At 40.5% G+C, this 13,766-nt stretch carries 12 protein-coding genes, 1 rRNA gene and 1 riboswitch; all 13 genes read left to right on the forward strand.

The window, feature by feature from the left end:
- Window position 1 precedes the first annotated feature (1 nt).
- The 13 genes from rrf to purH all read left to right on the forward strand — a co-directional run bounded on the left by rrf (window position 2) and on the right by purH (window position 13,754).
- Window positions 2–117: ribosomal RNA gene (gene rrf / locus AC3WSK_RS18145) — 5S ribosomal RNA — on the forward strand.
- Between the two features lie 1,031 nt (window positions 118–1,148).
- The gene (locus AC3WSK_RS18150) at window positions 1,149–1,343 is read left to right on the forward strand and encodes an NETI motif-containing protein (protein WP_079562643.1); all 195 of its coding nucleotides are present in this window, start codon (window positions 1,149–1,151) and stop codon (window positions 1,341–1,343) included.
- A gap of 93 nt (window positions 1,344–1,436) precedes the next feature.
- Window positions 1,437–1,535, forward strand: a riboswitch (purine riboswitch).
- Window positions 1,536–1,858: 323 nt separating this feature from the next.
- Window positions 1,859–2,347 (forward strand): 5-(carboxyamino)imidazole ribonucleotide mutase, encoded by a 489-nt coding sequence (gene purE / locus AC3WSK_RS18155; protein ID WP_079562644.1) that lies wholly within the window; start codon window positions 1,859–1,861, stop codon window positions 2,345–2,347.
- Complete coding sequence (purK, locus tag AC3WSK_RS18160; RefSeq protein WP_492414302.1) at window positions 2,344–3,468, forward strand: 5-(carboxyamino)imidazole ribonucleotide synthase; 1,125 nt, start codon at window positions 2,344–2,346, stop codon at window positions 3,466–3,468. The genes purE and purK overlap by 4 nt, the downstream gene beginning before the upstream one ends.
- A gap of 13 nt (window positions 3,469–3,481) precedes the next feature.
- Entirely contained in the window at window positions 3,482–4,777 is a 1,296-nt protein-coding gene (gene purB, locus AC3WSK_RS18165) for an adenylosuccinate lyase (protein ID WP_079562646.1), read from the forward strand.
- Between the two features lie 104 nt (window positions 4,778–4,881).
- Window positions 4,882–5,592: a phosphoribosylaminoimidazolesuccinocarboxamide synthase gene (gene purC, locus AC3WSK_RS18170; protein WP_492414301.1), complete on the forward strand. Its 711-nt coding sequence runs from the start codon at window positions 4,882–4,884 to the stop codon at window positions 5,590–5,592.
- A gap of 2 nt (window positions 5,593–5,594) precedes the next feature.
- Window positions 5,595–5,843, forward strand: coding sequence for a phosphoribosylformylglycinamidine synthase subunit PurS (purS, locus tag AC3WSK_RS18175; RefSeq protein ID WP_079562648.1), 249 nt, complete (start codon window positions 5,595–5,597; stop codon window positions 5,841–5,843).
- Window positions 5,844–5,845: 2 nt separating this feature from the next.
- A complete protein-coding gene (gene purQ, locus AC3WSK_RS18180; protein WP_079562649.1) occupies window positions 5,846–6,529 on the forward strand; it encodes a phosphoribosylformylglycinamidine synthase subunit PurQ in 684 nt (227 codons plus the stop codon).
- Window positions 6,516–8,750, forward strand: a complete 2,235-nt coding sequence (purL, locus tag AC3WSK_RS18185; RefSeq protein WP_079562650.1) for a phosphoribosylformylglycinamidine synthase subunit PurL — start codon at window positions 6,516–6,518, stop codon at window positions 8,748–8,750. The genes purQ and purL overlap by 14 nt, the downstream gene beginning before the upstream one ends.
- The gene (gene purF / locus AC3WSK_RS18190) at window positions 8,726–10,150 is read left to right on the forward strand and encodes an amidophosphoribosyltransferase (protein WP_427484221.1); all 1,425 of its coding nucleotides are present in this window, start codon (window positions 8,726–8,728) and stop codon (window positions 10,148–10,150) included. Before purL ends, purF begins: the two co-directional genes overlap by 25 nt.
- 67 nt (window positions 10,151–10,217) lie before the next feature.
- Window positions 10,218–11,273 (forward strand): phosphoribosylformylglycinamidine cyclo-ligase, encoded by a 1,056-nt coding sequence (purM, locus tag AC3WSK_RS18195; protein WP_079562652.1) that lies wholly within the window; start codon window positions 10,218–10,220, stop codon window positions 11,271–11,273.
- Window positions 11,273–11,842, forward strand: a complete 570-nt coding sequence (purN, locus tag AC3WSK_RS18200) for a phosphoribosylglycinamide formyltransferase (RefSeq protein ID WP_079562653.1) — start codon at window positions 11,273–11,275, stop codon at window positions 11,840–11,842. Before purM ends, purN begins: the two co-directional genes overlap by 1 nt.
- Window positions 11,843–12,227: 385 nt before the next feature.
- On the forward strand, window positions 12,228–13,754 hold the full coding sequence (purH, locus tag AC3WSK_RS18205; RefSeq protein WP_079562655.1) for a bifunctional phosphoribosylaminoimidazolecarboxamide formyltransferase/IMP cyclohydrolase: 1,527 nt from the start codon (window positions 12,228–12,230) through the stop codon (window positions 13,752–13,754).
- Window positions 13,755–13,766 lie beyond the last annotated feature (12 nt).

The following is a 13,766-nucleotide window of genomic DNA, read 5'->3' on the forward strand; positions in this document are numbered from 1 at the left end:
GTCTAGTGATGATGGCAAAGAGGTCACACCCGTTCCCATACCGAACACGGAAGTTAAGCTCTTTAGCGCCGATGGTAGTTGGGGGCTTCCCCCTGTGAGAGTAGGACGTCGCTAGGCACCTTAAAAAGTCGAGGATATATTCCTCGGCTTTTTTGTTTTATAAAAAGATAAAATTATTAAAAGTTAAAATTCACATAATGAAAAAATAGGTTGTATACTATACGTCGAGAAATGACTATAATGGAGCGACACTCCTGCCGAGAAAACTGGCATAGCAGACTGTCTGTGTAGTGTTTATGGAGGAAGCTACTCATTCTGTCTATAGAAACAAAGGCTACAGATAGGAATCTAACGAATAGGTGGATAGAACGTCGTACAACTTGCTGAGATGCTTGAAAATATGCGTAGTCGGTCGCCAGAACGTTTCAAACGGAAGCCTCACAGTGTGCATCGCCTCAATATATAAAATATATCCATCACTTATTGCTCAAAGAATGAAATAGGGCAAGTTTTACTAGCAAATTATGTAGTTGAAAATTGTTTGTATCTATAATATATATCTAGGAGGACTAGGAATAATTAGTGCGATTTTTGGCATTAAAGCTGATTTTCGTCGAGTTCTTATTGTGCTTAATATTTTTTATTGTTCCTTTTCTTAGGTGTATACGTAATGGGGTTTCAACACCTTAATAAAGAACTGCAGATATTGTCTCTGCAGTTCTTTTAATTTTTTTTAAAATTGTAACTGTAAAGCACAGATTACCAAAAGTTAAGAATGGCATTTATTTAACGTAGACCATTACCAAATAGTTGAAGTGAAGGTGTTCGGCTCCTTGCGAAATAGCGTCACAGACGAGTCCCTGTAGAGAGCCAGAAAGGGAATGAAGGTTAAACCTATCACATCCTGTGAGAACGCCTTTGTGACCAACATCGCGTCGTTGCTGAGGCTTCTCTTTCTCACAACTACTGGCGCAAGCGGTTTATCGGACACCCTCAGGAAAGTGCCCAGTCAGAATGGAAATCAACCTAACGTTAGGGTGAAGAGCATTTTATTAACAAATCAAACATACTAATGGGTCAAACTAAAGGTATAATGAAACTCATAAGAGGAAAAAATTATTGGATACAAGATCGAAAGGAAGAAAGATTTGGGAAAAAAGCAAATTTGGTATGAAGTAGAAGAAAATGAGTCAATTGAAGATTGTTTGGAAAGAATGCGTCAAGATGGCTATATGGCAGTGGGAAGAAAAGAAGAACCTATTTTTCACTTAGTCAATGGAGAACCAACGTATTTGCGTCAAAAAATACAATTTAAAGCGATGAACTGCCAAGAATCCGAGTGATTTTGACTAAAATCCGAACGTTTATAAATACCTAAAATAAAATGTTCGCATTTTTGCATTGACGATAGTGGAATGACTTGTTAAAATGTGAGAAGGAAAAACAAATAAATCCCACATATATGCTAGAGGATTGGCTCTAGTGTCTCTACCCGGCACCGTAAATGCCGGACTATGCGGGAAAGCACTTTTGGCATGTTACGGAAGGGTGTGTGTACAGAAATGTACATTCGCATATTCTTTTCATAATAAGTCCTCAAGTAAGCTGCTTTCACGTGTATGGTAGGGAGTAGTTTATTTGAGGATTTTCTTTGTTTAATTTAGATCAGAGGGTGTAACATCCACTGATATAAGTTAAAGCCTCCGGCGGATGTCACGGAAATCGGAAAGGAGTTCTTTGTGCTAGCACAAAACCGATTTCGGACGCAATTATGCAGAGGCCTAATTGATTAAGTAAAGAATTGTAGTAGCTTTAATATATTTGATCATTTTTCTAACGTTAAAAAGGAGCGACAATCATGAATCCGAAAATCGGTGTCATTATGGGGAGTTCAAGTGACTGGGAAACAATGAAACATGCATGTGATATTTTAGATGAATTACAAGTACCATACGAGAAAAAGGTAGTGTCTGCACATCGTACTCCTGACTTAATGTTTGAGTATGCAGAATCAGCACGTGAGCGAGGAATTCAAGTAATTATCGCTGGTGCAGGTGGAGCTGCACATTTACCAGGAATGGTAGCAGCTAAAACAACGTTACCGGTAATCGGAGTACCTGTGCAATCTCGTGCTCTTAACGGTCTTGATTCACTATTATCAATCGTTCAAATGCCTGGAGGTGTACCTGTAGCAACAGTAGCGATTGGCAAAGCAGGAGCGACGAATGCAGGCTTGCTTGCAGCACAAATTTTATCGACAACAGATGCACAGCTTGCTAATAAACTAGATGCTAGACGTGAAGCCACGAAGCAACAAGTACTGGAAAGCACAGGTGACTTAGTGTGACAAAGATAATTTATCCAGGGCAGACGATAGGCATTATCGGAGGAGGGCAACTTGGTCGTATGATGGCACTTGCTGCAAAAGAGGCCGGCTTTAAAGTTGCTGTTCTTGAACCATTAATGGATTCACCATGTGGACAGGTTGCGGATGTTCGTATTGTAGCACCATATGATGATGAGGCAGCTTTAGAAGAACTTGCTGAGGTAAGTGACGTTATAACGTATGAGTTTGAAAACATCGATTATGATGGCTTAAAACGTTTAACACACATGGCTTACGTACCACAAGGAGCAGAGCTAGTACGCATTACACAGAACCGTGTGACTGAAAAAGAAGCGATTATGAACGCAGGTTGTCCGGTAGCCCCTTATTTGGTTGTAAATACATATGAAGAATTACTAGCCAATATCGATATGATTAGTTATCCTTGTATAGTCAAAACAGCAAGAGGTGGTTACGATGGCAAGGGACAGCAGCTTTTAAAATCTGCAGAAGACCTATCGTTAGCAAATGGGCTTTTCTCTCATTCACAATGTATTGTTGAGGGATTTGTACCTTTCGTTAAAGAGGTGTCTGTCATTGTTCAAAGAAACGGTAATGGTGAATCATATTGTCAGCCAGTTGGAGAAAATATTCATGTTCATCATATTTTACATGAAACGATCGTGCCAGCTCGTATAAAAGAGAAAACAGCAAAGGCTGCAGAGCGCGAAGCTTTGAAAATAGCTGATTACTTAAATTTAGTGGGCACATTAGCAGTAGAAATGTTTGTATTAGAAGATGGTGGAATTGTTATTAATGAATTAGCACCAAGACCTCATAATTCAGGTCACTATTCAATAGAAGCATGTAATGTTTCACAGTTCCATCAGCATATACGCGCTATTTGTGGTTGGCCATTGCGTAAACCACAACTTTGGGCACCATCAATTATGATAAATGTTTTAGGGCAACATGTCATGCCACTTAGTAACTCAATTGCTAAATATCCTGAATGGTCTATACATCTTTATGGGAAAGCTGAAGCTAAGGTGAACCGTAAGATGGGCCACGTAACGATTATGACGAAAAACTTAGAAGAAACACTACAACAAATCGAGAGTTCTGGTATTTGGCCAGAATAGAAGGAGAAACGCAATGATCGAACGTTACACAAGACCCGAAATGGGCGCAATTTGGACAGAACAAAATAAATATCAAGCTTGGCTAGAGGTTGAAATTTTAGCATGTGAGGCTTGGGCAGAATTAGGCGACATTCCAAAAGAAGATGTAGCTAAAATCCGTGAAAATGCTTCATTCGATGTGGATCGTATTTTAGAGATTGAAAAAGAAACACGTCATGATGTTGTAGCATTCACTCGTGCCGTATCTGAAACACTTGGTGATGAGCGAAAATGGGTGCACTATGGTTTAACTTCAACGGACGTAGTCGATACAGCCCTTTCTTTTTTAATTAAACAAGCAAATGATATTCTACGTAAAGACATCATGAATTTCATTGACATTATAGCAGCGAAAGCGAAAGAGTATAAGCATACGGTCATGATGGGACGTACACACGGTGTTCATGCTGAGCCAACAACTTTCGGCTTAAAATTAGCTTTATGGTATGAAGAAATGAAGCGTAACTTAGAGCGCTTTGAAGCAGCAGCAAAAGTAATTGAAACAGGAAAAATGTCTGGTGCAGTTGGAACATATGCCAATATCGATCCTCGAGTTGAGCAATATGTATGCGCTAAATTAGGACTTACAGCATCACCTATTTCAACACAAACATTACAACGTGATCGCCATGCACAGTATTTTGGGGCGTTGGCATTAATCGCAACATCAATAGAGAAATTTGCAACAGAGATTCGAGGCTTGCAAAAATCTGAAACACGTGAAGTTGAGGAAGGATTTGCAAAAGGGCAAAAAGGTTCGTCAGCGATGCCTCATAAACGAAATCCAATCGGGTCTGAAAACATGGTTGGTATGTCACGTTTAATGCGTGGCTATATGCTAACGGCTTATGAAAACGTAGCATTATGGCATGAGCGTGATATTTCACATTCATCTGCAGAGCGTGTTATTTTACCGGATGCAACAATTACACTTAACTATATGTTAAATCGCTTCGGTAACATTGTGAAAAACTTAACAGTATTCCCTGAAAACATGAAACGTAATATGGGTCGCACTTTTGGTCTAATTTACTCTCAACGCATCTTATTAGCACTTATCGATAAAGGGTTAGTGCGTGAGGAAGCGTATGATACAGTACAACCTTTAGCGATGCAGGCGTGGGATGAGCAAGTTCAGTTCCGTACGTTAGTCGATGCAAGTGAAAAAATCACATCGTATTTAACGAAAGAAGAGCTTGATGAGTGCTTCGACTACAACTACCATTTACAGCATGTAGATATGATTTTTGAGCGTCTTGGACTTAACTAACATTGATTGAGTAGAGCCACTAGCGGATGTTACAGAATTGAATCGTATACGATTCAATTCTGAACAATACGCGTGTATTTCATAATATCAGGGGGAGTAACGAAATGACTACAGGTCAACTTTTGTATGAAGGTAAAGCAAAAAAATTGTATACAACAGAGGAGCCAGATGTGTTACTCGTTGAATACAAGAATAGTGCAACAGCATTTAATGGTGAGAAAAAAGAAGAAATTGAAGGTAAAGGCGTATTAAATAATCGCATTACCTCTCTAATTTTCGAAAAATTGCAAGCTAACGGAATTGCGTCACATTTCGTGAAACAATTATCTGATACGCAGCAGCTTGTAAAAAAGGTAGATATTATTCCTATAGAGGTCGTAGTTCGTAATAAAGCAGCAGGTAGCTTAGCGAAACGTCTCGGTTTGGAGGAAGGTACACCATTAAAACGCCCAATCGTTGAGTTTTATTATAAAGACGATGAACTAGGCGATCCGCTCATTACGACGGAGCATATTGACGTACTTGATCTTGCAACACCTGAGGAAGTGACAGCCATTTATGATGGAGCAATTGTAGTTAACGAAGTTATGCAACCTATATTTGCAGATGTCAACGTTACACTAATTGACTTTAAATTAGAGTTTGGACGTGACAATGATGGAAATGTACTGTTGGCAGATGAAATATCACCAGATACATGCAGACTTTGGGATGCAACTACAAAGCAAAAGTTAGACAAAGATGTCTTTCGTAGAGACCTTGGTAATTTAACTGAAGTTTATACTATTATACTTTCTAGACTCGGAGGCAAATAACAATGAAAAAAGTTAAAATTTACGTAACATTACGTGAGAGCATTCTTGATCCACAAGGTTCAGCTGTACAAGGTTCTTTAGTGAAAATGGGTTACGCTGAAGTAGAAGATTTACGTATTGGTAAATATCTTGAACTAGCAATTAAAGATACAGAACGTGATATTGATACTCTAGTAAAAGAAATGTGTGAAAAGGTTTTAACTAACGTTGTAATCGAAGACTACCGTTACGAAGTCGAGGAGGCTAACTAATCATGAAATTCGCAGTACTCGTGTTCCCTGGGTCAAACTGTGATATCGATATGTATCATGCGATTAAAGACGAGCTAGGTGAAGAAGTAGAATATGTATGGCATACAGCAACAGATTTAAGTGGCTTTGATGGTATTTTAGTACCGGGAGGCTTCTCATACGGAGATTACCTTCGCTGTGGTGCGATGGCCAATCAATCTAATATTATGGCAGAGGTCAAAAAGGCAGCTGATGCTGGGAAGCCGGTATTAGGAGTATGTAATGGATTCCAAATCCTAACTGAAGCAGGTTTATTACCAGGTGCATTACTTCGAAACAAAAATTTGAAATTCATGTGCCGCACAATCCAGCTTAAAGTTGAAAACAATAATACATTATTCACAAACCAATATGAGCAAGGTCAAGTAATCAATATTCCAATTGCACATGGTGAAGGTAACTACTACTGTGACGAGGAAACTTTACAAGCATTAAAAGATAACAATCAAATCGTGTTTACATACTCAGGCGAAAATCCAAACGGTTCTTTAGAAGATATCGCGGGGATTATAAACGAGCGCGGCAATGTACTAGGTATGATGCCTCACCCAGAGCGAGCTGTTGATGCACTGGTGGGCGGAGCAGACGGTCTAGCAGTATTTAAATCAATTGTGAAGCAGTGGAGGGAAAATCATGTCAACAACTAAGTTTGAGCCAACAGCACAGCAAATTAAAGATCAAAAGCTATACGCTGGTATGGGAATGTCAGACGAAGAATTTGCAATGGTAGAAGGTATTTTAGGACGTCTACCAAACTGGACAGAGACAGGTCTTTTCTCAGTAATGTGGTCTGAGCACTGCTCATACAAAAATTCAAAACCAGTGTTACGTAAATTCCCTACGAAGGGTCCACAAGTTTTACAAGGTCCAGGTGAAGGTGCTGGTATCGTAGACATTGGTGATGAACAAGCAGTTGTATTTAAAATGGAATCGCATAACCATCCTTCAGCAATTGAGCCTTATCAAGGTGCTGCCACAGGTGTTGGTGGTATTATCCGTGACGTTTTCTCAATGGGTGCGCGTCCAATTGCAATGCTGAACTCACTACGATTTGGCGAATTAAAGTCAGCACGTGGTAAATATTTATTTGAAGAAGTTGTTGCTGGTATCGCAGGCTATGGTAACTGTATCGGAATTCCTACAGTAGGTGGCGAGATTCAATTCGATCCTTGCTATGAAGGTAATCCATTAGTTAATGCAATGTGTGTAGGTTTAATTGACCACAAAGATATTCAACGTGGAATCGCAGCTGGTGTAGGGAATACAGTCATGTATGTTGGTGCTAAAACAGGTCGTGACGGTATCCATGGTGCAACATTTGCCTCTGAGGAGTTAACTGAAGAATCTGAGAACCAACGTCCTGCAGTACAAGTAGGAGATCCATTTATGGAGAAACTTTTACTTGAAGCATGTTTAGAAGTTGTAAAATCTGACGCTCTAGTAGGTATTCAAGACATGGGTGCTGCTGGTCTTACTTCTTCATCAGCAGAAATGGCTTCTAAGGCTGGTTCTGGTGTAGAAATGAACTTAGACTTAGTACCTCAACGTGAAACAGGTATGACAGCATATGAAATGATGTTATCTGAATCTCAGGAGCGTATGCTACTTGTTGTGAAAAAAGGTCGCGAAGATGAAATTAAAGCGATTTTCGATAAATATGATTTAGATGCTGTGGCAATTGGTCGAGTGACTGATGATAAAATGCTTCGCCTTTTACATAACGGTGAAGTTGTAGCGGAAGTACCTGCTGATGCACTGGCAGAAGATGCACCAGTTTATCATAAGCCATCTGCAGAGCCTGCTTACTATGCAGAGTTCCAGGCGATGGAAAACACAGAACCAGCGGTAACAGATTACAAAGAAACATTAAATGCACTTTTAAAAGCGCCAACAGTTGCTTCAAAAGAATGGGTTTACGATCAATATGATTATCAAGTTCGTACATCAACAGTCGTTGCGCCAGGTTCTGATGCAGCCGTTATCCGTGTGCGCGGTACGAACAAAGGATTAGCAATGACTACAGACTGTAACTCTCGTTATATTTTCCTAGATCCAGAAGTAGGCGGTGCCATTGCAGTAGCTGAGGCAGCTCGTAATATCGTAGCAACTGGTGGTACACCATTAGCGATTACTGACTGCTTGAACTTCGGCAATCCTGAGAAACCAGAAATCTTCTGGCAAATTGAAAAATCAGCTGATGGTATTTCAGCGGCTTGTACAGCACTGAATTCACCAGTAATCGGTGGTAACGTGTCTCTTTATAACGAACGTTCTGGTGAAGCGGTTTACCCAACACCAACAATCGGTATGGTTGGACTAATTGAAGATTTAGCACATGTAACAACTCAAGAAGTAAAAGCTGCTGGTGATGTAGTATTTGTGGTCGGCGATACAAAAACTGAATTCGGTGGTTCGGAACTTCAAAAATTATTCAATAATGGGGTTATTTCAGGGAAAGCACCAGCGATTGACCTACAGATCGAAGCTGCCCGTCAACAAGCATTACTTAAAGCAATTAAAGCAGGAATCGTACAATCTGCACATGATGTAGCAGAAGGTGGTCTTGCAGTGGCGCTAGCTGAAACAACATTTGGCGCTAATGACTTAGGTCTTGATGTGACATTAACAGGCTCTGCTACAACAGCATTATTCAGTGAAACACAATCTCGTTTCGTTGTAACAGTGAAAGAAGAAAATGCATCTGCATTTGTAGAAATTGTAAAAGACGCAAAGAAAATTGGTGTCGTAACAAACGATGCGCTTGTTAAAATCAACGGTGACAACGGTGTGCTTGTAGAAGGTACAGTGGAGGAATTCCGTTCTAATTGGAAAGGAGCAATCCCATGCTTGCTGAACTCAGAGGCTTAAACGAAGAATGTGGGGTGTTTGGTATTTGGGGTAACCCAAATCCAGCACACCTTAGTTATTACGGGCTTCATGCTCTTCAACACCGTGGCCAAGAAGGCGCTGGAATCGTCGTTTCTGACGGTCAGCATCTTCGCGCGGTGAAAGGCGAAGGACTAGTTAATGATGTTTTCAACGAAGACAAATTAAAGGCAGTGGACGGCAAAGCAGCAATTGCCCATGTCCGTTATACGACTGCTGGAGGTGGCGGTATTGAAAATGTACAGCCGTTATTATTCCACTCGTCAACTGGTAGCCTTTCAATTGCTCATAACGGTAATTTAGTCAATGCAGCGCACTTAAAACAGTATTTAGAGCGTCAAGGTAGTATTTTCCATTCTAGCTCTGATACTGAAGTGCTTGGGCATCTTATTAAGAAAAGCTCGCTTTCACCATTCCGTGCAAAGGTGAAAAATGCCCTTTCATTATTAAAGGGTGCTTACTCGTTCTTAATTATGACTAAAGATGAAATGCTTGTCGCACGTGATCCACATGGTTTACGTCCATTATCTCTTGGAAAGCTAGGAGATGGTTGGGTTGTGGCCTCTGAAACTTGTGCATTTGATTTAATAGGTGCAGAATTTGTTCGTTCTGTTGAACCTGGTGAGTTATTAATTATTAACGATGAAGGTGTAAAATCTGATCGTTTTGTAGAGATGGATAAACGTGCAATGTGCGCGATGGAGTACGTATATTTAGCACGTCCTGATTCTGATATTGATGGTATTAACGTCCACATGGCGCGTAAACGTATGGGAAAACAGCTTGCTCGTGAATGTGCACATATTGAAGCTGATGTTGTTACAGGTGTCCCTGACTCAAGTATTTCAGCAGCAATCGGCTTTGCAGAGGAAAGCGGAATTCCATATGAACTAGGTCTTATTAAAAATCGTTATGTAGGCCGTACATTTATCCAACCGACACAGGAATTACGTGAACGCGGTGTGAAAATGAAGCTTTCTCCAGTTGTTCAAGTCGTAAAAGGTAAACGAGTAGTGATGGTGGACGATTCGATTGTTCGTGGTACAACTTCACGACGTATTGTAAAAATGTTAAAAGATGCAGGGGCAGCAGAAGTTCATGTTGTGATTTCTTCGCCACCGATGACGGATCCTTGCTATTATGGCATCGATACTTCAACACATGAAGAATTGATTGCTTCTAGCCACAATGTAGATGAAATCCGTGAAACTATCGGAGCTGATTCACTAACATTTCTTTCCGTTGAGGGCATGGTGGAGACGATTGCAAGACCTTATGAAGATGAAAACCGAGGATTATGCCTAGCATGCTTTACAGGTAAATATCCAACAGAAATTTTCCCAGATACAATCTTACCGCATGAAAAAGAACTATTACGTTAAGAAAAACATCTAAATACATCTAGCAATGATGACAGATCTAGATTTGGATGATAAGGAGGAACTCTGCGTGTCAAAAGCATATGAACAAGCAGGTGTAAATATTGAAGCAGGCTACGAAGCCGTAAAACGAATGAAGTCTCACGTTGAACGTACAAACCGTCTAGGTGTGATGGGCACGTTCGGTGGTTTTGGTGGTATGTTTGACTTGTCAGAACTAAATCTTAAGGAACCTGTTCTTATTTCAGGTACAGATGGTGTTGGGACAAAGCTAAAGCTAGCGTTTATGGTGGACAAGCATGACACAATTGGTGTGGACTGTGTAGCGATGTGTGTCAATGATATCGTAGCGCAAGGTGCAGAACCATTGTACTTTTTAGATTATGTAGCCCTTGGCAAGGCAGAGCCAGCGAAAATTGAGCAAATTGTAAAAGGCGTTGCAGATGGCTGTGTGCAATCTGGTGCGGCATTAATCGGTGGTGAAACTGCAGAGATGCCAGGTCTTTATGAAGAAGATGAGTATGATTTAGCTGGTTTTGCAGTGGGCGCCTGTGAAAAATCAGCTATCGTAACAGGTGAGAACATCGTGGAGGGTGACGTACTTGTTGGTATTGCTTCAAGTGGGGTGCATTCAAACGGTTACTCATTAGTGCGAAAAATTGTCTTTGCAGATAATCAGTACGCTGTTGATTCGATTGTGGAAGGCTACGAGGATCTTGGTCCTATAGGAGAAGCCTTGTTAGTGCCAACAAAATTATATGCGAAACCTGTACTTGCAGCTTTAAAAGCAGCAGACGTTCATGGCTGTGCCCATGTAACGGGCGGTGGCTTTTATGAAAACCTACCACGTATGATGCCAGAAGGTTTAGCAACTGAAATTGACTTAGGTTCTTGGCCAGTCTTACGCATTTTTGAGTTTTTAAAAGAAAAAGGACAGTTAGAGGACAAGGATTTATATAATGTCTTTAACATGGGCATTGGCTTTGTGTTAGCTGTACCTGCAGCTGAAGTAGATAAAGTGCTTGCAACAGTAGAGGCAAATGGTGAAAAAGCATACAAAATTGGTCGCGTTGTGAAAGGCGAAGGTGTTGTATTCAATGGCTCACATGATGGGAGTTTAGTGTAATGACTGCACCGACTAAAATTGCCGTTTTTGCTTCAGGTAGCGGCAGTAACTTTCAAGCTATTCAAGATGCCATTGAACGTGGCGAACTACATGCAAAGATTGAACTTGTTGTGACAGACAAGCCTAGCGCATATGTAGTGACACGTGCTGAAAACTATAGTATTCCAGTGCTTGCTTTAAGTCCGAAAGAGTTTTCATCAAAAGCAGATTACGAAACTGCTATTATCGAGGCTCTTCACGAACGTCATGTAGAATGGATTGTGCTTGCAGGTTATATGCGCTTAATTAGTGAGGTATTGCTAACTGCCTACCCTCAGCGCATTGTGAATATTCATCCTTCACTATTGCCGGCCTTCCCAGGTAAAGATGCCATTGGTCAAGCGATGGAACACGGAGTCAAGATAACTGGGGTAACAGTCCATTTTGTAGATGAAGGTATGGATACAGGGCCTATTATTGCACAAGCGGCAGTTCAAGTCGTTGAAGGTGACCGTGAGGCAACAGAAGCGGCAATTCATAGGGAAGAGCATGTACTATATACAAAAGCTTTACAGCAATTGTTAAAGTAATTCAGTGGTGAGGAGTTAGGTTTCTGGAACAATACAGCCTAACTCTACTCTATCAATAATAGCAAGACATTTTCGTGGCAAACACGATAAAAATTGGTTCATCACCAAAAGTTGTGGATGACTTTTGTTAAAACGTCTACTATGTAAGTAAGTTGATTGGAGTGGAGGCTGGGCGACTCCTTGGGGATTAGCGATAGGGGAACGAAGGCTAAGAGCATCACATCCTGTGATAACGCCTTCGTGACCAACGTCGTGTTGGCCCGAGACCCTGGAGCGAGCAACGCGAGTGAAGCGGCTCATCGGACGCCCCCAGGAAAGCGCCCAGCCGGAACGGAAATCAAGCATACGTTTAGGTGGTGATCCTAAAAATTAGGAGGATATTGTTGTGACAAAACGTGCATTAATCAGTGTTTCCAATAAAGATGGTATTTTAGAATTTGCAAAAGAACTAGTAGCATTAGGTTATGAAATTTTATCAACTGGTGGTACGAAAAAAATGTTACAAGACAATCATGTTGCCGTAACAGCAGTAGATGAAGTAACTAAATTCCCTGAAATTTTAGATGGCCGTGTAAAAACTTTAAATCCAATGATTCACGGTGGACTATTAGGAAAATTTGACGATGCTTCTCATCAAGCTCAAATGAATGAGCATGGAATTGAGCCAATTGAGATTGTTTGTGTCAATCTTTACCCGTTCGTTGAAACAATTTCAAAGCCTAATGTAACATGGGATGATGCGATCGAAAATATCGATATCGGTGGTCCAACAATGTTACGTTCTGCAGCAAAAAACCATCAATATGTAACAGTAATTGTGGATAGCAATGACTATGCGAACGTATTAGAGGAACTGAAAGCTAATGGTGCAACGACTATTGAAACACGTCGTAAATTAGCTGCAAAAGTTTTCCGTCACACAGCTGCTTATGATTCATATATATCAAACCACTTAACAGAAGAAGAGTTCCCAGAGAACTTAACAATGACATATGAATTAAAACAAAACTTACGCTATGGTGAAAATCCTCATCAAAAAGCAGCGTTCTATCAAAAACGTCTAGGTTCTGATTTTTCATTAGCTTATGCAACGCAATTGCATGGTAAAGAATTATCTTACAACAATATTCAGGACGGGAATGCAGCATTGCAAATTGTGAAAGAGTTTGAAATGCCTGCTGCTGTAGCTGTAAAGCACATGAATCCTTGTGGTGTTGGAACTGGTGCAACATTAGAAGAAGCGTTTGATAAAGCATATGAAGCAGATTCAACGTCTATTTTTGGTGGCATTATTGCTTTAAATATGGAAGTGGATGCAGCAACAGCTGAAAAATTAAGCCATATATTTTTAGAAATTATTATTGCACCAGCTTTCTCCCAAGAAGCACTTGAAATTTTAACGAAGAAGAAAAATATTCGTCTATTAACAATTCCTTTCGGGCAAGCAAAACAAGACAAATTCAATGTTGTATCAGTTGAAGGCGGCCTTCTCGTACAAGAACCAGATCGCTACGGCTTTTCTAATGCAGATATTAAAGTTGTCACAGACCGTGAACCGACAGCACAAGAATGGGAAGCATTACAACTAGGCTGGGCAGTTGTGAAGCATGTTAAATCTAATGCTATCGTCGTTACAGATTCTCAAATGACACTGGGTGTTGGCGCTGGCCAAATGAACCGTGTTGGAGCAGCTAAAATCGCATTTGAGCAAGCTGGCGAAAAAGCAAAAGGTGCAGCGTTAGCATCAGATGCATTCTTCCCAATGAGCGATACTGTAGAAGCAGCTGCAGCGGCTGGAATTACAGCAATTATTCAACCAGGTGGCTCTATAAAAGATCAGGATTCAATCGATAAAGCAAATGAATACGGCATTGCAATGGTATTCACTGGCGTACGTCATTTCAAACACTAATTAAAACACGTT

The organism is Lysinibacillus sp. EB271-A1-10B (assembly GCF_058791335.1).